Genomic DNA, 19,724 nt, shown 5'->3' with positions numbered 1-19,724 from the left:
ACGATAGGATTTGATTAAGAATGCCTCATACCGTCCGTGTCCCGGCTGGCGTCGATTAGCGTTCGATAATCGCCCAAAACCCCATCCACCCAATTGAATCCCCCTGTCCATCCCTCGCACCATTGCCCGCACCTGCAAAATCAATAACAACAAGGTCCGACACCATGACTACGCGCCCTCCCCGCTCCGGCTGACCCGATCCTTTATCCGAATTCGATTCTTGTGTCTGCGACCTCTTGGTTGCGGCTGTGTACTGCTTTATCCCTGACAATTAGAGAGACCCGAGCCCATGACTTCCTCCACCCCGCAGTATTTGTTTCCCAGCCTGATCGCCATCGCACTGGCCGGTGCGGCCCTGCCCGCCATGGCCGAGGAAGCGGGCTTTGTCGAAGGCGCCAAGGTCAACCTGAACCTGCGCAACTTCTACATCAACCGTAACTTCACCAATCCGACCAAGGCTCAGGGCAAGGCTGAAGAGTGGACACAAAGCTTCATCCTCGACGCAAAATCCGGGTTCACCCAGGGCACCGTCGGGTTCGGCATGGACGTGCTGGGGTTGTATTCGGTCAAGCTCGACGGCGGTAAAGGCACTGGCGGTACGCAGTTGCTGCCGCTGGATCACGATGGTCGCCCGGCGGACAACTTTGGCCGCACCAATGTGGCGTTCAAGGCGAAGCTGTCCCAGACCGAAGTGAAAGTCGGCGAATGGATGCCGGTGCTGCCGATCCTGCGTTCGGACGACGGTCGCTCGCTCCCTCAAACTTTCCGTGGTGGCCAGATCACCTCGAAGGAAATCAATGGCCTGACGCTCTACGGCGGCCAGTTCCGCGCCAACAGCCCGCGCGACGACAGCAGCATGAATGACATGTCGATGACCGGCAAAGCGGCGTTCACCTCAGACCGCTTCAACTTCCAGGGCGGCGAATACGTCTTCAACGACAAGCGCACTCAGATCGGCCTGTGGAATGCTGAACTCAAGGACATCTACAGCCAGCAATATATCAACCTGATCCACACCCAGCCGCTGGGCGACTGGACCCTGGGCGCCAATCTCGGGTTCTTCTACGGCAAGGATGACGGCAGCGCCCGGGCGGGCGAGCTGGACAACAAGACCTGGTCGGGCCTGTTCTCGGCCAAATACGGTGGCAACACCTTTTACGTCGGCCTGCAAAAACTCACCGGCGACAACGCCTGGATGCGGGTCAACGGCACCAGCGGCGGCACCCTGGCCAACGACAGCTACAACTCCAGCTATGACAACGCCAGGGAACGCTCCTGGCAAGTGCGCCACGACTACAACTTCGCCGCTCTGGGCGTGCCGGGCCTGACCCTGATGAACCGCTACATCAGCGGCGACAACGTACACACCGCCACCACCAGCGACGGCAAGGAATGGGGCCGTGAAAGCGAACTGGGCTACACCGTGCAGAGCGGCGCACTCAAGGACCTCAACGTCAAATGGCGTAACTCCACCATCCGCCGCGACTTCAGCAACAACGAATTCGACGAGAACCGGTTGATCGTCAGCTACCCGATCAGCCTGCTGTAAACCCCCAAACCAAATGTGGGAGCGGGCTTGCTCGCGAAGGCGGTGTGACATTCAACAATGATGTCGACTGATCCACCGCTTTCGCGAGCAAGCCCGCTCCCACAGGAATTGTGGAGGACAGTTACTCCCGCGATTCAACCCCCAACTCATCCCACACCGACTCGGCCAGGTGGAACGTCGCGTTGGCCGCCGGAATTCCGCAATAGATCGCGCTCTGCATGATCACTTCCTTGATCTCGCCACGGGTTACGCCATTGTTGGCGGCGGCGCGCAGGTGCAGTTTGAGTTCTTCGTTGCGGTTCATGCCGATCAGCATGGCGATGGTGATCAGGCTGCGGGTATGGCGCGGCAGGCCCGGGCGGGTCCAGATGTCGCCCCAGGCGTGGCGGGTGATCATTTCCTGGAACTCCGAGTTGAACTCGGTCAGCGCATTCAGGCTGCGGTCGACGTGAGCGTCGCCCAGTACTGCGCGGCGGACTTTCATGCCCTCGTCGTAACGTTGTTTCTCGTCCACAAAAAATCCCTCAATGACCTGAAAGAAACGCCAGCACCCGGTCGCTGAACGCAGCACCGGCCTGGACGTTGGACAGGTGCGCGGCGTAGAACTCGGCGTACTCGGCGCCCTGCACGTGTTGCTGAATGAAATGCCCGCCAGACGGCGGCGTTACTGCGTCTTCAGTGCCGGCGATCACCAGCAGCGGAGCCTTGATCGAGGACAGTTGGTCGCGGAAATCGGCATCGCGCACCGCCGCGCAGTTGGCCGCGTAGCCTTCAGGGGAAGTGGCCGCGAGCATGTCGGTAATCTGTTTGGCTACACCTGGATGCGCCGCAGAAAAGTCCGGAGTGAACCAGCGCGCAATCGACGCATCGCGCAATGCGACCATCGCCGCCGCGCCATCGCGCAGCACGGTTTCGATCCGTGGATTCCACACCGATGGATCGCCGATTTTCGCCGCGGTGTTGCACACGATCAGTTTGTTCAATCGCTGACCGGCATTGATCCCCAGCCACTGGCCGATCAACCCGCCCATGGACAGGCCACAGAAATGCGCGCGCTCGATGTGCAAGGCATCCAGCAGCGCCAGCACGTCGCGGCCCAGTTGCTCGATGCTGTAGGGCCCCGGCGTCACCAATGATTTGCCGTGACCACGGGTGTCGAAACGCAGTACGCGAAAATGCTCGGTGAAGGCCGGCATCTGCGCGTCCCACATGTGCAGATTGGTGCCCAGTGAGTTGGACAGCACCAGCACCGGTGCGCCTTCAGGTCCATCGAGTTGGTAATGCAATTCGCCTTCGGCGAGTTGTACGAATGCCACAGCAGTCTCCTTCAGGCAGTCAATGCAAAATGTTCGGCCACCGCGCGCTCGACCCAGGTATGGGCCTGACCGAGGTAATGGGCAGGGTCCAGCAGATGATCGAGTTCAGCGTCCGACAGTTCGGCGGTCACTTGCGGCTCGTCGCCGAGTACCGCGCGCAGATGACGTTGCTCGGCCACGGCGCGCTTGCAGCATTGCTCCAGCAGATGATGCGCGGTGTCGCGACCGACCCGTTGCGCCAGGACGATGCTCACCGCCTCGGCCAGCACCAGGCCCTGGGTCAGGTCGAGGTTGCGCGTCATCCGGTCGGCATCCACTTCCAGCCCGTCAGCCACCAACAGCGCTTGCTGCAGGCTGCCCGACACCAAACAGCAGATCTCCGGCAGGGTTTCCCATTCGGCATGCCACAGGCCCAGGCTGCGCTCGTGTTCCTGGGGCATGGCGCTAAACAAGGTCGAGAGCAAACCCGGCACCCGCGTTGCGGCCCCGATCAGCACCGCCGCGCCCACCGGGTTGCGTTTGTGCGGCATGGTCGAGGAACCGCCCTTGCCCGGCGCCGACGGTTCGAACACTTCGCCGGCTTCGGTCTGCATCAACAGGCTGACGTCGCGGCCGAGTTTGCCCAGGCTGCCGGCGATCAAGCCAAGCACCGCACCGAACTCCACCAGACGATCGCGCTGGGTGTGCCAGGGTTGTTCCGGCAAGGTCAGTTGCAGTTCCGCGGCCAAGGCTTCGGCAATCGGCATCGCCTGATCGCCAAGGGCTGCGAGGGTGCCGGAGGCGCCACCGAATTGCAGCACCAGCAGGCGCGGCTTGAGTTCCAGCAGACGCTGGCGGCTACGCGTCACGGCGCCCAGCCAACCGGCGATCTTCATGCCGAGGGTGACCGGCGTCGCGTGTTGCAACCAGGTGCGTCCGGCCAGCGGTGTGGCGACGTAACGCCAGGCCTGGGTCGCGAGGGTTTCCCCCAGTTGCGCCAGATCAGCGTCGATCAGTTGCAGCGCGCGGCGCAATTGCAACACCAGGCCGGTGTCCATCACGTCCTGGCTGGTCGCGCCCAGATGCACGTAGCGCTCGGCTTCGGCATCGCTTTGGGCGATCTGCTTGCCCAGTGCCTTGACCAAAGGGATCGCCGAATTGCCCGCCGTGGCAATCGCCTCGCCGAGGGCGGCGAAATCGTAATGCTCGGCTTTACAGGCCGCTTCAATAGACGCGACAGCCGCTTGCGGAATCAGGCCAACCCGCGCTTCGGCCCGGGCCAATGCGGCTTCGAAATCCAGCATGGCCTGGACCCGGCCTTGATCGCAGAACACCTGGCGCATGTCGCGCGCCGTGAAATAGGCATCGAACAATTGATTGCCCGGTCGCTGATTCATAAACAGTCCTTGCAGGCGAGGGCCAGTACGACCCCCGCGGAAAGATCAAAGGTCGTTTTCCAGGTACTTCGGCTGTTTCGGCAAGCGCAGGCTGAACAGGAACGCCACCGCCATCATCACCGTCACGTACCAGTAGAAGGAGTTTTCCATGCCCCCGGCTTTAAGGCTCAGCGCTACATATTCCGCCGAACCGCCGAAGATCGCATTGGCCACCGCATACGCCAGGCCGACGCCCAAGGCGCGCACCTCGGGCGGGAACATTTCGGCTTTCACCAGACCGCTGATCGAGGTGTAGAAACTGACGATCGCCAACGCCACGGTAATCAGCACAAACGCCAGCAACGGACTGCTGACACTTTTCAGGCTCAACAGGATCGGCACGGTGAACAACGTCCCGAGGGCGCCGAACCAGAGCATCGAATTGCGCCGGCCGATCTTGTCCGCGAGCATGCCGAACAGCGGTTGCATGCACATATAAAGGAACAGCGCGCCGGTCATGATGTAGCTGGCGGTCTTGGCGTGCATGCCGGCGGTGTTCACCAGGTACTTTTGCATGTACGTGGTGAAGGTGTAGAAAATCAGCGAACCGCCGGCGGTGTAACCCAGCACGGTGATGAAGGCTGCCTTGTGATCGCGGAACAGCGCACCAATGCTGCCGGCATCCTTGCTTTCGCGCATTTCCTTACTGCTGGTTTCCTTGAGCGCACGACGCAGGAACAATGAAATCAACGCAGCCACCGCACCGACCACGAACGGAATCCGCCAGCCGTAGGCACGCAACTCATCCTCGTTGAGGAACTGCTGCAGGATCACCACCAGTGACACCGCCAGCAACTGTCCGCCAATCAGTGTCACGTACTGGAACGACGCGAAGAACCCGCGCTGGCCCTTGAGGGCGACTTCGCTCATGTAGGTCGCGGTGGTGCCGTATTCGCCGCCCACCGACAAACCCTGCAGCAAGCGCGCGAACAGCAGCAGTATCGGCGCCCAGACACCGATACTGTTGTAGGTCGGCAGGCAGGCAATGAGCAACGAACCGAAGCACATCATCAGAATCGAGATCAGCATCGAATTCTTGCGCCCGTGTTTGTCCGCCAACCGACCGAAAATCCAGCCGCCGATGGGGCGCATCAGAAACCCGGCGGCAAACACGCCCGCGGTATTGACCAACTGCACCGTGGGGTTATCGGACGGAAAAAAGGCAGGCGCGAAATAGATCGCGCAGAAGGCATAGACGTAAAAATCGAACCACTCGACCAAGTTGCCGGACGAGGCGCCGACAATCGCGAAGATCCTTTTGTTGCGTTCTTCACGGGTGTAGAGAGCAGTGAGAGTAGTCATTGTTTTTTACTCTTTTGGGGACCGTGAGAGTCTAGACACATTTAGCAATAGCCCCGTTCCGCAAATGCATTAACGACACGATTCCCTGTGGGAGCGGGCTTGCTCGCGAAGACGGCGGCACAGTCAACATTGATGTCGCCTGACACACCGCTTTCGCGAGCAAGCCCGCTCCCACAGGTTTTGTGGTGTTCTCTCAATAATCGAAGAACACCGTCTCCGCATCCGTCCCCTGCAGAATCACATTCCACTGATAAACACCCGTAGCATCCTGCTTCGCCAACAAGGTGCCACGACGTTCGGCAGGCACGCATTCGAGCAGCGGATCCGCCACGTTGGCCGGTTCGCCATCAAAGTAAATCCGCGTCAGCAGGTGCTTCACCAACCCGCGAGCAAACACCAGCACCACCAGGTGCGGCGCCTGGGTCGTGCCCTTCAGCCCTTCCACGGTGCCCGGCTTGATCGTGGTAAAGCGGAAGCGCCCTTGCGCATCCACCGGCACTCGGCCAAACCCTTCGAAGTTCGGGTCCAGGGGTTTGTCCTGATCATCTTCGGGGTGGTCGTATTTGCCGGCGGCGTTGGCCTGCCAGACTTCGAGCATGGCGTCGTTGACGAAGTCGCCGTTGCCATCGACGACTTGCCCGGTGATCGCCACACGCTCGCCGAGGGTCTGTGCAACGGTCAGGTCTTCACGGTTCAGCCAGGTCAGGCCGATGTGGTAGTACGGTCCGACGGTGTGGGACGTGGTCGCGTTCAGCGTCATCTTATTTCTCCATCGGCGTGGCGTCGCGGCCGCGCAAAACGATGTCCCAACGATAAGCGAGGGCATAGGAAGGGATGGTTTTTTCCAGGTCGAAACTGGCGATCAAACGCTCTTTGGCGCTGGTATCGGGCACGCAGTTGTAGATCGGGTCGTAGGCCAGCAACGGGTCACCCGGGAAATACATCTGGGTCACCAGGCGCGTCAGAATACTCGGCCCGAACAGGGAGAAATGGATATGCGCCGGGCGCCAGGCGTTATGGTGGTTACCCCACGGATAAGCACCGGGCTTGATGGTCTGGAACTGATACCAACCTTCGGCGTCGGTCACGGTACGACCGGTGCCGGTGAAGTTCGGGTCCAGCGGCGCGTCGTGCAGGTCGCGGGCATGGTTGTAACGACCGGCGGCATTGGCCTGCCAGATCTCCACCAGAATGCCCGGCACCGGCAGGCCGTCCTCATCCAGCACACGGCCGTGGATGATGATCCGTTCACCCAATGGCTCGCCCGAGTGCTGGGCGGTCAGGTCGTTGTCCCGCTCCTGAATACGCTCGGCGCCGATGGTCGGGCCGGTGATTTCCGACAGCGAATGAGGCAAAAACACCAACGGCTTGGACGGCGAGCGAAGGTTGGTGGATTGATAAGGAGGGTGCAGGTATTCCGGCTGAGTGCCCGCTTGCGGGCGACGGTAACCAGGTTTGTCAGTCATTGCGCTTTCCTCAGTTCTTATTAGTCGACGCTTCTTATTCACAGCCAAGCGTGTCAGACCCGTTCGATCGCCAAGGCCAGACCCTGGCCGACACCCACGCACATGGTCGCCAGGCCTTTCGTGCCGCCGGTCTTTTCCAGTTGATGCAGTGCGGTCAGTACCAAACGTGCACCGCTCATGCCCAGCGGATGGCCCAAGGCAATGGCGCCACCGTTGGGGTTGACCTGGGCCGCGTCATCCGCCAGCCCCAGTTCACGCAGCACCGCCAGACCCTGGCTGGCGAAGGCTTCATTGAGTTCGATCACGTCGAAATCGCTCACCGCCAGGCCCAGGCGCTCGGTCAATTTGCGCACCGCCGGCACCGGACCGATCCCCATCACCCGTGGCGCGACGCCGGCACTGGCCATGCCGAGCACTTTGGCGCGGGCGGTCAGGCCGTGTTTTTTCACCGCTTCGGCCGAGGCCAGAATCAGCGCCGCCGCGCCATCGTTCACACCCGAGGCATTGCCGGCGGTGACGGTTTTGTCCGGGCCGTTGACCGGTTTGAGTTTGGCCAGGGTTTCGAGCGTGGTGTCGGCGCGAGGATGTTCGTCCTGGCTGACCACTGTTTCACCCTTCTTGTGGGCAATGCGCACTTCAACGATTTCTTCGGCGAAAAATCCTGCGGCTTGCGCGGCGGCTGTCCGTTGCTGACTGCGCAGGGCGAAAGCGTCCTGATCCTCGCGGGAAACTTCGTAATCGTCGGCCACGTTATCGGCAGTTTGCGGCATCGCATCGACACCGTATTGGGCTTTCATCAACGGGTTGATGAAACGCCAGCCAATGGTGGTGTCTTCCAGCTTCATGTTGCGTGAAAACGCCGCATCGGCCTTGCCCATCACGAACGGCGCGCGGGACATCGATTCGACGCCACCGGCAATCGCCAACTCCATCTCACCGCTGGCGATGGCCCGAAACGCAGTGCCGATAGCGTCCATACCCGAAGCGCAGAGGCGATTGAGGGTGACACCCGGAATGGTTTCCGGCAGCCCCGCCAGCAGCAACGCCATGCGAGCCACGTTGCGGTTGTCTTCGCCGGCCTGGTTGGCGCAGCCGAGGAACACCTCGTCCACCGCGTTCCAGTCCACCGACGGGTTGCGCGCCATCAGCGCCTTGATCGGCACGGCGGCCAGGTCATCGGCGCGAACCGCCGACAGGCCACCGCCGAAACGGCCGATGGGGGTGCGAATCGCGTCGCAGATATAAACGTCACGCATCAGGCTTCTCCGGGTGCTTGGCCGTGGGCCGCCGCGGTACGGGCTTCCAGATCACGCAGCGCGGTCAACTCGACTTCAGTTGGCTCGGCAGTGTTTTCAACGGTGTCGGCAAAACGAATCGGCCAACCGGTGGCCGCGATCACTTGCTCGCGGGTCACCCCTGGGTGCAGCGCGGTGACCACGAATTCATGGGTGCCGGCTTCCGGTTCCATGATGCACAGGTCGGTAATAATGCCGACAGGACCGGCGCCCGGCAGGCCGAGACGCTTGCGCGAATCACCGCCCTCGCCATGACCAACCGAGGTAATGAAGTCGAGCTTGTCGACGAACGAACGCGCCGACTGCTTGAGGATGATCAGCACGCTCTTGGCGGAACCGGCGATCTCCGGCGCGCCACCTGCACCCGGCAGGCGAACTTTCGGCTGATGGTAGTCGCCGACCACCGTGGTGTTGATGTTGCCGAAGCGGTCGACTTGCGCGGCGCCGAGGAAGCCGACGTCGATGCGCCCGCCCTGCAACCAATAGCGAAAAATCTCACCGGTCGGGACGACGGTGTCGGCGGTTTCCGCCAGCTCGCCGTCACCGATCGACAACGGCAGTACGCTGGGCTTGGCACCAATCGGACCCGATTCGTAGATCAGGACTACATCTGGCGAGGACGTCAGTCGCGCCAGGTTGGCGGCTTTCGACGGCAGGCCGATACCAACGAAGCACACCGAACCGTTTTTCAGGCGGCGGGCGGCGGCGACGGTCATCATTTCATTGGTGGTGTAAGTCATTACTTGGCCTCCGAAGCAGCGGCCAGCTTGGCCTGGAACTCGCTGAAGTCAGCGCAGCCATGGATGTACTCGTTGATCCAGGCGGTGAAGGTTTCACGGTCGCGGGCAATCGGGTCCCAGGCCTGATAGAAGCGGTTGTCACGCTCGGTGTAACCGTGGGCGTAGGACGGATGCGCGCCGCCCGGTACGTGGCAGACCGCGCTCAAGGCCCAGGTCGGCAGCACGCAAGCGTTCATCGGTGCATTGAGATCATCGACGATTTCTTCGACAGTGACGATGCAGCGCTTGGCCGCCAGCGCCGCTTCTTTCTGCACGCCGAGAATGCCCCAGAGCAGCACGTTGCCTTGACGGTCAGCCTTCTGCGCGTGAATCACGGTGATGTCCGGGCGCACCGACGGCACCGCCGCCAGCACTTCGCCGGTGAACGGGCAGGTGACGGTCTTGATCAGCGGGTTGACCTTCGGCAGATCGGAACCGGCGTAGGCACGCAGCACCGCGAACGGTAAGCCCGAAGCCCCCGCGACGTAGGCATTGGCCAGGTCGGCGTGGCTGTGTTCTTCGATTTCCAGCGCATGCGGCCACTGCCGCTCGACTGCGTCACGCAGACGGTGCAGCGAACCGACGCCGGGGTTGCCCCCCCAGGAGAAAATCAGTTTGCGAGCACAACCGGCACCGATCAACTGGTCGTAGATCAAGTCAGGCGTCATCCGCACCAGGGTCAGGTCTTTCTTGCCCTGGCGAATGATTTCGTGACCCGCCGCCGTAGGAATCAGGTGAGTGAAGCCTTCGAGCGCGACGGTATCACCGTCGTTGACGAACTGCTTCACCGCGTCATGCAGCGAAAGGATTTCAGCCATGGGGCAGGCTCCCGTTTTGTTATGAACCGACAGTGGTAGAAAAGGGCGCGAGGTTCAGCGCCGGAATGACTGAAGGTTAAGCCCCTGGAAAAACTCAAACAATCCGATAATCGACTGAGTGTTCGTTTATCGAACAGATTGTTACCTCGCTATCGTTCTCTCTCAGATCGTTCCCACGCTCAGCGTGGAAACGATCACATCTTGAAAGTCGCCCTCAGGTCGCATCCGCATGGCTGACCATGCCCTTGATCACCACCGCCGTGGTCGCCAACGCAGCCGGAATCACCAGCGCTGTCAGCACCTGCTCGAAGTTCCAGCCCAGGCCCAGCAACGTTGCGCCCATCCACGCCCCGAGGATCGCGCCGAAGCGGCCAATCCCAAGCATCCACGACACACCGGTCGCCCGGCCTTGCGTCGGATAAAACCGCGCCGCCAGCGACGGCATCGCTGATTGCGCGCCGTTGACACACATCCCGGCCACCAGCACCAGGGTCGCCAGCACCGCGATGTTGCCCAGGCTCTGTCCTACCGCGTAGGCAAACACCCCGGCCAATAGGTAGAACGTGCCGATGACCTTGTGCGGATTGAATCGGTCCATCGCCCAACCCACGCCCACCGCGCTCAACACCCCACCGAACTGGAACAGCGCACCAATGAATGCGGCCTGCTCCATGCTCGCGCCGCTGTCACGCATCAGGGTCGGCAACCAACTGGTCAGCAGATAAACAATCACCAGGCCCATGAAGTACGTCAGCCACAGCAACAACGTGCCGGTGCTGTAAGTGCCGGAGAAGATCACCGCGAACACATTGCGTGCCTTCACGGTTTTCTGTTCCGGCACGCTGAAGCTCGAAGCCTGGGCCACCGCCGCCGGGTCGATCGGCGCCAGGGCCTTGCGCACTTTGTCGGTACCGCGATTGCGTACCACCAGATAGCGCGCCGACTCGGGCAACCACAACAGCAATACGACGGCGAGTATCAGTGGCAGAATCCCGCCGATCATCAACAGGCTGTGCCAGCCAAAGGCCGGGATCAGTTTGGCCGAGATGAACCCGCCACCGGCCATGCCGAGGTTGAAGCCGCAGAACATGCTGGTCACCAGCAGGGACTTTTTGCGCTCCGGGGTGTATTCGGACAGCAATGTTGTGGCGTTCGGCATGCCGGCGCCCAGGCCCAGGCCGGTGAGGAACCGCAGTACCAGCAATTGATCGACATTGGTGCTGTAAGCCGACGCCAGACTGAAGGCGCCGAACAACAGCACCGCGCTCACCAGTACGACTTTTCGCCCGAAGCGGTCAGCCAACGGCCCGGAACCCAAGGCGCCGAAGACCATGCCGATCAATGCCGCGCTCATCACCGGGCCGAGGCTGGCGCGATCGATGCCCCAGTCCTGGGACAGTGCCGGCGCGATAAACCCCATGGCCGCGGTGTCGAGGCCATCGAGGAAGACAATCAGGAAACACAGGATCACCACTCGCCATTGGTAGCGCGAAATGGGTTGAGCATTGATGAAGGACTGCACATCGAGGCAGCTTCCTACAGCAGACTGAGGCTGGTTCATTATTTTTATTCCACGCAAAGAACGCAGTCGAACAAGTGCCAGCCGCGGCTGACGCTGTCGCAAGAAAAGGAGGTCGGGAATCAGGCGATCCGGTTTCGGCAGTTGAACCGGTGGGAACAGCGACAGTGGGGAAACGTGCGCATGACGATGCCTCTTCTCATTATTATTGGGTCGTCGCCCGGCAACTGCTGAGGGCCAGCAGCGCCGGATGACGCTGCCGCGACATTAATGATCCGAGGGAAAGAGCGTCAATTCGATAAACGCGACTCTGTGCGTTTATCGAACAGCTTAGGCGAACAGCTGCGCGCTAAGGTCGCGGCTGGCACTCAACAAACCGGGCAGGAAACGTTGCTCCAACTCGCTGCGGCTGACCCGGCCGGCATGGGTGCTGACGTTCAGCGCCGCCACCACTTGGCCGGAAGCGTCGTACACCGGAACGGCAATCGAGCGCAGGCCCTGCTCCAGTTCCTGATCGACGATGCACCAGCCTTGCCGCCGTACTTCTTGCAGGCATTCGAGCAACGCCTCGGGGGTATGCAGGGTGCGACTGGTCTTGGCTTGCAGCTCTGCATGGTCGAGGTATTCGCGCAGCGACGTATCGTCCAGCGCAGCGAGCAGAATCCTGCCCATGGAGGTGCAATAGGCGGGTAACCGTCCACCCACCGAGAGGTCGACGGAAATCAATCGCTGGGTGGTCGCCGAGCGCGCAATGTACAAAATGTCATCGCCCTCCAGCGTGGCCATGTTGCAGGCTTCGTGCAGTTGCTCGCTCATACGGTCCAGGTAGGGCTGGGCAGACACCGCCAGTGGGGTCGACGACAGGTAGGCATGGCCCAGGGTCAAGACTTTGGGCAGCAGCGAATAGGTGCGCCCGTCGGTGGTGGCGTAGCCGAGCTTGATCAGGGTGTGCAGGCAACGTCGCACAGCGGCGCGGGGAATTTCCGTGCGGTGGCTGATTTGCGCAATGGTCAGGTGCCGCTTGCGCTCCTGGAACGCTTGCACCACCGCCAGGCCACGGGCCAGGGAGGTCATGAAATCCGGGTCACCGGTCAGGGCCTGGATTCGCTTGGCGGGCGAGGCGACGATTGGCGGCGCCGCTGAAGCGAAGGAATTACGCATTTGATCGTTCATATCAGGTTGTTCCTACACGGATCAGCGACTATTACAAGCGGCTCGCGGTCTGACATACAAGCCACCGGCGGCCAGGATTGGGCGATTATCGAACCATTGAGCGATAATCGCAATTCTTTGTGCCTGCACCGAGCCATGCCGCTTTCGCTCGCCGCACAATACGGTTGTTATTTTCGGTCACTGGCTTATAGGTGGACGATGTAATAATTTGTCCGGCTTAATGGCGCCAGAAAGTCACCACTGCAACTGGCGTCGCTCCAACGTAGTTACCGCCAAAGTTGCGAGTACAAAACAATCACACATGAGGAACTACTTTTAACTGCCAAGAGATAGTGTTCTTCGGATCGACCGCTATAATGCATTTCAGTGGCGACCGGTTTTTTCGTACCGAGTCCGCCCACCGGCAGCGCGATATCCATCGCCGCTGTCCGCAGCAAGCCGCTTGACGCTCATTTCATATGTTCCGCCAACGCGCTCGCTGAAACAGGAGACTGATGCTGCGTCAGCTGTTTTTCTCTGGTGCCGTGGCCGCCTGCAACATCGACGTATTGATTGCGCCGCTGGAACGATGCCGTACAGGCATTGTCCTTCCAACGAGCATGGTCAATAGATCGATGCAGCGCGTTTCACCAGAATTAATCTCAACTCAATCAGGTAGCACTGTGACGAAAGACGAACTGCGCGCGGAACTTGAGCGCCAGGAACAACGTTACAAGGAAGTTTACGGCGGGGAAGTCACCACCTACGCCGCTCAGCCAGAACCCGAACGCAAACCCTGGCGTAAACGCGCCACTGTTCAGGATCAGGCCTTCACCCAGGAATTGCAGAAGATGGAAAAGGAACTCAAAGCCGAAGAGCCATGACTGCCTCGGTTTGAATCCTTTCAAGAGCCTGTATCTGCACCCGTTAAAAGCGGGTTGTATCGATGATGCTTTTCGCGCCCGCTACAAGCGGGCGGCGGTCCCCCTTATCCGCCAGATGAGGAAAATGGCTCCTGTCCGACCTTCTTCTCAGATATTTCACACAAGCATTCAAGCCTCTTGTCTCGACGAGAGAAACCCTTGTGGCAGTGCCTTTCCAAGCAAATTCAATGGCTTGTAGAACCCTGAAAAAACCCGGGATTCAGGGGATTGCTACAAATAAATTCGTTGAAGAATGTTACCGATGAGCAGCAAGTGCATCGATTAGCAGTCTTTTCTGGCATAATCGCGCCCCCTTACGACCGGGTCAGAAAACCTTCATGATCGATTTATTCAGCGGACTGGATGCTTGGGTGCTTGTGAGCCTCTTGCTCGCCCTGGCCTTTGTCCTCGCCTTCGAGTTCATCAACGGCTTTCATGACACCGCTAACGCGGTGGCCACTGTTATCTACACCAAAGCCATGCCGCCGCACCTGGCGGTGTTCTTTTCCGGTGTGTTCAACTTCCTCGGCGTTCTGCTGGGTGGTGTGGGTGTGGCGTACGCCATCGTCCATCTGCTGCCGGTAGAACTGCTGATCAATGTGAACACCGGTCACGGACTGGCGATGGTGTTCTCGTTGCTCGCTGCTGCCATCACCTGGAACCTGGGCACCTGGTACTTCGGTATCCCGGCCTCCAGCTCCCACACGCTGATCGGTTCGATCCTCGGTGTCGGCCTGGCCAATGCCCTGATCAACGATATTCCGTTGGCCGATGGCGTGAACTGGCAGAAGGCGATCGATATCGGTGCGTCCCTGGTGTTCTCGCCAATGGCCGGCTTCCTTGTGGCAGCCCTGGTGCTGATCGGCCTTAAATGGTGGCGTCCGCTGTCCAAGATGCACAAGACGCCGGAACAGCGCCGCAAGATCGACGACAAGAAACACCCACCGTTCTGGAACCGTCTGGTACTGGTGATTTCGGCCATGGCGGTCAGCTTCGTGCACGGCTCGAACGATGGCCAGAAAGGTATCGGCCTGATCATGCTGGTGCTGATCGGTATCGTCCCGGCGCAGTTCGTACTCGACCTGGGCAGCACCACCTACCAGATCGAACGGACGCGCGATGCAACCCTGCACCTGAGCCAGTTCTACAAGCGCAATGCCGATACGCTGGGTGAATTCCTGGCCCTGGGCAAAAGCGTGGAAGGTGATCTGCCGGAGAAGTTCCGTTGCAACCCGCAACAGACCGAACCGACCATCGCTGCCCTGCTCGACACCCTCAAGGGGGTAGCCGACTACCACTCGCTGCCGGCGGAAAGCCGCATCGAAGTGCGTCGTTACCTGCTCTGCCTGGACGACACGGCGAAGAAAGTCAGCAAGCTGCCTGGCCTCGCTGCCCGTGAAAAGGCTGACCTGGACAAACTGCGCAAGGACTTGACCACCACCACCGAATACGCCCCGTTCTGGGTGATTCTGGCGGTCGCACTGGCCCTCGGCCTGGGTACCATGGTCGGCTGGAAACGCGTGGTTCTGACCATCGGCGAGAAAATCGGCAAGCAAGGCATGACCTATGCCCAGGGCATGTCGGCGCAGATCACCACCGCGTGCATGATCGGCATGGCCAACATCTTCAGCCTGCCGGTTTCCACCACCCACGTCCTGTCCTCGGGCGTGGCCGGCACCATGGTCGCGAACAAAAGCGGCCTGCAAGGCGGCACCGTCAGAAACATCCTGCTGGCCTGGGTCCTGACCCTGCCAGCCACCGTGGCCCTGTCGGCCGGCCTGTTCTGGCTGGCATCCAAGGCACTGGGTAGCTGATACACCGCTACTGAAAAAGGCGCGTTCCGTGAGGTTCGCGCCTTTTTTATTGCTGCATTCTTCCAACACCACACATCAAATGTGGGAGCGGGCTTGCTCGCGAAAGCGGTGTATCAGTTGGCATTGATGTCGCCTGACACTCCGCTTTCGCGAGCAAGCCCGCTCCCACAGTAGTTCGATGTGCATCCGATAGAAATTCGCACAAAAAAAAAGGGCGACCGAAGTCGCCCAAAATGCCTTGCGTGCTCATTGCTCCAGAAAAACCTACGGTTTTCTCCGCTTATGTGAATCTTTCCAGATAAAAAAACCAAACCCTGCAAAAAACAGAACCATGAGGCCGACTGTCAGCACTCCGGCGATCACCACGTTATCGAAAAACATGACTGGCCTCCTGGACTTGCCTTGTTGCGATGGGGCTAAGTTAACCAATCGGGCAGGAGAGAAAATTGACCGGGATCAATGCCGCCCGCGACGGGGCGTAAAGGAGGGGAAATAACTGACCTGCATCAACCAATGCAGGGTGTTTTCAACGCTTTTTCGGTTTGTTCTTCGGCTTTTTCTTTGCTTTACCCAATGGCATGGCCTGTTCAAATGCCTGGCGCACTTCGTTCAGGCGCTTTTCATTAAGGTCATGAACCCGTTTGGCACGTTCAGAGTTGAGGTCGATCAGCTTGTCATCTTGGCTCATGGCGTTCAGTGCATCACTTGGAAATGAATTCAGCTGCCGGCTAAAGGCGACAGGATTGCGCCAATAATGCGGTCTGGCGCGGGCGCTGACCAGTGATCCGACACGTCAAATCTCGATATCGACCCACAATCCCTGACGTGGCTGATTCTCCATCAACGGCGCCACCGGCACGGTGTTGTCGGCATTGAGTTCGTTACCCGGGATTGCCAGGTGCTCTTCAGGATCTTCATCGGCCTCACGACGACGCCGCTCCCGTTCCTGCTGCCGGCGCTGTTCCTCGCGCAGCTGCAGTCCGGCCTCTTCCGGGTCGCGCTTTTGCAGATCGATGGTACTTTCGTTGGAGCTTTCCTGCACTGGCACCACGGGCGGAATATCCGGGCGCTGGCGGATCGGATCCTGCTGTGAAGTGATCGGCACGGCGCTCAAGGGGAGCATCGGTGGCAGCATATTATTGGTCTCCTGTCAGAAGGCTGTCGGCTGCGGGGGTGGCGACTTGAGCCATTGGTCGCAAACTTGTGATCCGCTTGGCACCGCAGGAGCTGGAGCAGCCTGCGATCCTTTGATCTTCAAGTCCTGAAAAGTTCGCAACCTTCGGCAGCTCCTGCGCACGTAAACCTTTGGTCTGGGGGCTGATTCCGTTAAGATAGCCCGCTTTTTCAAGGTGGGAGTCAGGCAGCATGGCGCAGCAGTATCAACCGGGGCAACGCTGGATCAGTGACAGCGAAGCCGAGCTGGGTTTAGGCACCGTTCTGGCACAGGACGGCCGCTTGTTGACCGTGCTCTACCCGGCCACTGGCGAGACTCGCCAGTACGCGCTACGGAATGCGCCCCTCACCCGCGTGCGGTTCTCGCCGGGTGACTCGATCACTCACTTCGAAGGCTGGAAACTGACCGTCCAGGAAGTCGACGACGTCGACGGCTTGCTGGTTTACCACGGTCTCAACGCGCAGAACGAAGTGGTTACCCTGCCGGAAACCCAACTGTCGAACTTCATTCAGTTCCGACTGGCCAGCGATCGTTTGTTCGCCGGGCAAATCGACCCATTAGCCTGGTTCTCCCTGCGCTACAACACCCTGGAACACACCAGCCGCCAGTTGCAGTCATCGCTCTGGGGCCTGGGCGGCGTGCGGGCGCAACCAATCGCGCACCAGTTGCACATCGCCCGTGAAGTCGCCGACCGCATTGCACCGCGGGTTCTGCTGGCCGACGAAGTGGGTCTGGGCAAGACCATCGAAGCCGGTCTGGTGATCCATCGCCAACTGCTCTCGGGTCGCGCCAATCGCGTGTTGATCCTGGTACCGGAAAACCTCCAGCACCAATGGCTGGTGGAGATGCGCCGCCGCTTCAACCTGCAAGTCGCGCTGTTCGATGAAGAACGCTTCATCGAAAGCGATGCCGCCAACCCGTTCGAAGACACCCAGCTCGCCCTGGTGGCGCTCGAATGGCTGGTGGAAGACGAGAAAGCCCAGGACGCGCTGTTCGCCGCCGGCTGGGATTTGCTGGTGGTCGACGAAGCACACCACCTGGTATGGCACGAAGACCAGATCAGCCCTGAATACTCCCTGGTGGAGCAACTGGCCGAAGTCATTCCTGGCGTATTGCTGCTGACCGCAACCCCGGAACAACTGGGGCAGGATAGCCACTTCGCCCGTCTGCGCCTGCTCGACCCGAACCGTTTCCATGACCTGCACGCCTTCCGCGCCGAGAGCGAAAACTATCGCCCGGTGGCCGAAGCCGTTCAGGAGCTGCTGGACAAAGGGCGCCTGTCGCCTGAAGCGCACAAGACCATTCACGGTTTCCTCGGTAACGAAGGCGAAGCGCTGCTGGCCGCCGTCAACGATGGCGATACCGAAGCCAGCGCCCGTCTGGTGCGCGAACTGCTGGACCGCCATGGCACCGGTCGCGTGCTGTTCCGTAATACCCGCGCCGCCGTGCAGGGTTTCCCGGAGCGCAAACTGCACCCCTACCCGCTGCCATGCCCGGCCGAATACCTCGAACTGCCGCTGGGCGATCACGCCGAGCTGTACCCGGAAGTCAGCTTCCAGGCCCAGCCGGACGCCAACGAAGAAGAGCGCTGGTGGAAATTCGACCCGCGTGTCGAGTGGCTGATCGACACCCTGAAAATGCTCAAGCGCACCAAAGTGCTGGTGATCTGCGCCCACGCCGAAACCGCCATGGATCTGGAAGACGCCCTGCGCGTGCGTTCCGGTATTCCGGCCACGGTATTCCACGAAGGCATGAACATCCTTGAGCGTGACCGCGCCGCCGCCTACTTCGCCGACGAAGAGTTCGGTGCTCAGGTGCTGATCTGCTCGGAAATCGGCAGTGAAGGCCGCAACTTCCAGTTCTCGCACCATCTGGTGCTGTTCGACCTGCCATCGCACCCGGATCTGCTGGAGCAGCGTATCGGCCGTCTCGACCGGATCGGCCAGAAGCACGTCATCGAACTGCACGTGCCGTACCTGGAAACCAGCCCGCAAGAGCGGCTGTTCCAGTGGTACCACGAAGCGCTGAACGCATTCCTCAACACCTGCCCGACCGGCAACGCCTTGCAGCATCAGTTCGGCCCGCGCCTGCTGCCGCTGCTGGAAAACGCCGACGATGGCGAGTGGCAAGCGCTGATCGACGAGGCCCGCGCCGAGCGTGAGCGTCTGGAAGCCGAACTGCACACCGGTCGCGATCGCTTGCTGGAGCTCAACTCCGGCGGCGCGGGCGAAGGGGATGCGCTGGTCGAGGCGATTCTCGAGCAGGACGATCAATTCGCCCTGCCGATCTACATGGAAACCCTGTTCGACGCTTTCGGCATCGACAGCGAAGACCATTCGGAAAACGCGCTGATCCTCAAGCCCAGCGAAAAAATGCTCGACGCCAGCTTCCCCCTGGGCGACGACGAAGGCGTGACCATCACCTACGACCGCAACCAGGCGCTGTCTCGCGAAGACATGCAGTTCATCACCTGGGAGCACCCGATGGTTCAGGGCGGTATGGACCTGGTCCTGTCCGGCTCGATGGGCAACACCGCCGTGGCGCTGATCAAGAACAAGGCGCTGAAACCAGGCACCGTGTTGCTGGAACTGCTCTATGTCAGCGAGGTGGTTGCCCCGCGTTCGCTGCAACTGGGCCGTTACCTGCCGCCGGCCGCTCTGCGCTGCCTGCTCGATGCCAATGGCAATGACCTGGCGGCCCGGGTGTCATTCGAAACCCTGAACGATCAACTCGAAAGCGTGCCGCGTGCCAGCGCCAACAAGTTCATCCAGGCTCAGCGCGACCAGCTGACGCCACGGATCAACGCCGGCGAAGAGAAAATCACCCCGCGTCACGCCGAGCGCGTGGCCGAGGCAAAACGTCGCCTCGCGGCCGATACCGATGAAGAACTGGCGCGCCTGACCGCCCTGCAAGCGGTCAACCCGACTGTACGCGACAGCGAACTGGTTGCCCTGCGCAAGCAACGCGAGCAAGGCCTGGCCATGCTCGACAAGGCGGCGCTGCGACTGGAAGCGATCCGGGTGTTGGTGGCGGGTTAATCCCCTCTGCTCCACCGCTAAAAAGAAGGCCCGCAGCGATGCGGGCCTTTTTTTGTCTGCTCGATTGTTGTGGTGTTCTTGAGGGCCTCATCGCGGGCAAGCCCGCTCCCACAGGTTATGTGAACGACAGACCTCCCTGTGGGAGCGGGCTTGCTCGCGAAGGC

At 60.6% G+C, this 19,724-nt stretch carries 18 protein-coding genes; 4 read left to right on the top strand and 14 right to left on the bottom strand.

Annotated features, from left to right (window positions below):
* Nucleotides 1-289 precede the first annotated feature (289 nt).
* Nucleotides 290-1,549: an OprD family porin gene (locus tag PSH64_RS06400; RefSeq protein ID WP_305480284.1), complete on the top strand. Its 1,260-nt coding sequence runs from the start codon at nucleotides 290-292 to the stop codon at nucleotides 1,547-1,549.
* Between the two features lie 121 nt (nucleotides 1,550-1,670).
* Here the strand turns inward: PSH64_RS06400 and pcaC are convergent, their stop codons facing one another.
* The 11 genes from pcaC to pcaR form a co-directional block, all read right to left on the bottom strand.
* Nucleotides 1,671-2,063: a 4-carboxymuconolactone decarboxylase gene (gene pcaC, locus PSH64_RS06395; protein ID WP_028939260.1), complete on the bottom strand. Its 393-nt coding sequence runs from the start codon at nucleotides 2,061-2,063 to the stop codon at nucleotides 1,671-1,673.
* Nucleotides 2,064-2,073: 10 nt separating this feature from the next.
* Nucleotides 2,074-2,865 (bottom strand): 3-oxoadipate enol-lactonase, encoded by a 792-nt coding sequence (pcaD, locus tag PSH64_RS06390; protein WP_305480283.1) that lies wholly within the window; start codon nucleotides 2,863-2,865, stop codon nucleotides 2,074-2,076.
* Between the two features lie 11 nt (nucleotides 2,866-2,876).
* The gene (locus tag PSH64_RS06385) at nucleotides 2,877-4,241 is read right to left on the bottom strand and encodes a 3-carboxy-cis,cis-muconate cycloisomerase (RefSeq protein WP_305480282.1); all 1,365 of its coding nucleotides are present in this window, start codon (nucleotides 4,239-4,241) and stop codon (nucleotides 2,877-2,879) included.
* A gap of 45 nt (nucleotides 4,242-4,286) precedes the next feature.
* Nucleotides 4,287-5,582: an MFS family transporter gene (locus PSH64_RS06380; protein WP_105348380.1), complete on the bottom strand. Its 1,296-nt coding sequence runs from the start codon at nucleotides 5,580-5,582 to the stop codon at nucleotides 4,287-4,289.
* A 193-nt stretch (nucleotides 5,583-5,775) separates the two neighbouring features.
* Nucleotides 5,776-6,342 (bottom strand): protocatechuate 3,4-dioxygenase subunit alpha, encoded by a 567-nt coding sequence (gene pcaG / locus PSH64_RS06375; RefSeq protein ID WP_105348382.1) that lies wholly within the window; start codon nucleotides 6,340-6,342, stop codon nucleotides 5,776-5,778.
* Nucleotide 6,343: 1 nt separating this feature from the next.
* Nucleotides 6,344-7,048 carry a protocatechuate 3,4-dioxygenase subunit beta gene (gene pcaH / locus PSH64_RS06370; protein ID WP_019580914.1) on the bottom strand — a complete coding sequence of 235 codons (705 nt, stop codon included), beginning with the start codon at nucleotides 7,046-7,048 and terminating at the stop codon, nucleotides 6,344-6,346.
* Between the two features lie 53 nt (nucleotides 7,049-7,101).
* Nucleotides 7,102-8,307: a 3-oxoadipyl-CoA thiolase gene (pcaF, locus tag PSH64_RS06365; RefSeq protein WP_305481115.1), complete on the bottom strand. Its 1,206-nt coding sequence runs from the start codon at nucleotides 8,305-8,307 to the stop codon at nucleotides 7,102-7,104.
* Nucleotides 8,304-9,083, bottom strand: coding sequence for a CoA-transferase subunit beta (locus tag PSH64_RS06360; RefSeq protein WP_019580916.1), 780 nt, complete (start codon nucleotides 9,081-9,083; stop codon nucleotides 8,304-8,306). The genes pcaF and PSH64_RS06360 overlap by 4 nt, the downstream gene beginning before the upstream one ends.
* The gene (locus tag PSH64_RS06355; protein WP_018926877.1) at nucleotides 9,083-9,940 is read right to left on the bottom strand and encodes a CoA transferase subunit A; all 858 of its coding nucleotides are present in this window, start codon (nucleotides 9,938-9,940) and stop codon (nucleotides 9,083-9,085) included. Before PSH64_RS06355 ends, PSH64_RS06360 begins: the two co-directional genes overlap by 1 nt.
* A gap of 214 nt (nucleotides 9,941-10,154) precedes the next feature.
* On the bottom strand, nucleotides 10,155-11,501 hold the full coding sequence (locus PSH64_RS06350; RefSeq protein WP_305480279.1) for an MFS transporter: 1,347 nt from the start codon (nucleotides 11,499-11,501) through the stop codon (nucleotides 10,155-10,157).
* 288 nt (nucleotides 11,502-11,789) lie between these two features.
* A complete protein-coding gene (pcaR, locus tag PSH64_RS06345) occupies nucleotides 11,790-12,632 on the bottom strand; it encodes a pca regulon transcriptional regulator PcaR (RefSeq protein ID WP_105348389.1) in 843 nt (280 codons plus the stop codon).
* Nucleotides 12,633-13,294: 662 nt separating this feature from the next.
* On the opposite strand from pcaR, the gene PSH64_RS06340 reads away from it, so the two are divergent.
* Nucleotides 13,295-13,495, top strand: coding sequence for a hypothetical protein (locus tag PSH64_RS06340; protein ID WP_007935837.1), 201 nt, complete (start codon nucleotides 13,295-13,297; stop codon nucleotides 13,493-13,495).
* Nucleotides 13,496-13,872: 377 nt separating this feature from the next.
* Nucleotides 13,873-15,348 (top strand): inorganic phosphate transporter, encoded by a 1,476-nt coding sequence (locus PSH64_RS06335; protein ID WP_105348392.1) that lies wholly within the window; start codon nucleotides 13,873-13,875, stop codon nucleotides 15,346-15,348.
* Nucleotides 15,349-15,612: 264 nt separating this feature from the next.
* Here the strand turns inward: PSH64_RS06335 and ccoM are convergent, their stop codons facing one another.
* The 3 genes from ccoM to PSH64_RS06320 all read right to left on the bottom strand — a co-directional run bounded on the left by ccoM (nucleotide 15,613) and on the right by PSH64_RS06320 (nucleotide 16,483).
* Nucleotides 15,613-15,729, bottom strand: a complete 117-nt coding sequence (gene ccoM, locus PSH64_RS06330; protein ID WP_018926882.1) for a cytochrome c oxidase subunit CcoM — start codon at nucleotides 15,727-15,729, stop codon at nucleotides 15,613-15,615.
* A 145-nt stretch (nucleotides 15,730-15,874) separates the two neighbouring features.
* Nucleotides 15,875-16,036 carry a hypothetical protein gene (locus tag PSH64_RS06325; RefSeq protein ID WP_007935839.1) on the bottom strand — a complete coding sequence of 54 codons (162 nt, stop codon included), beginning with the start codon at nucleotides 16,034-16,036 and terminating at the stop codon, nucleotides 15,875-15,877.
* Nucleotides 16,037-16,141: 105 nt separating this feature from the next.
* Nucleotides 16,142-16,483, bottom strand: coding sequence for an aspartate-semialdehyde dehydrogenase (locus tag PSH64_RS06320; RefSeq protein WP_105348394.1), 342 nt, complete (start codon nucleotides 16,481-16,483; stop codon nucleotides 16,142-16,144).
* 230 nt (nucleotides 16,484-16,713) lie between these two features.
* On the opposite strand from PSH64_RS06320, the gene rapA reads away from it, so the two are divergent.
* Complete coding sequence (rapA, locus tag PSH64_RS06315; protein WP_105348396.1) at nucleotides 16,714-19,560, top strand: RNA polymerase-associated protein RapA; 2,847 nt, start codon at nucleotides 16,714-16,716, stop codon at nucleotides 19,558-19,560.
* Nucleotides 19,561-19,724 lie beyond the last annotated feature (164 nt).

Origin of the sequence: Pseudomonas sp. FP1742 (genome assembly GCF_030687145.1) — a bacterium.
GTDB classification, from domain to species: Bacteria; Pseudomonadota; Gammaproteobacteria; order Pseudomonadales; family Pseudomonadaceae; genus Aquipseudomonas; species Aquipseudomonas frederiksbergensis_D.
This window is presented reverse-complemented; position numbering and strand designations above follow the sequence as displayed.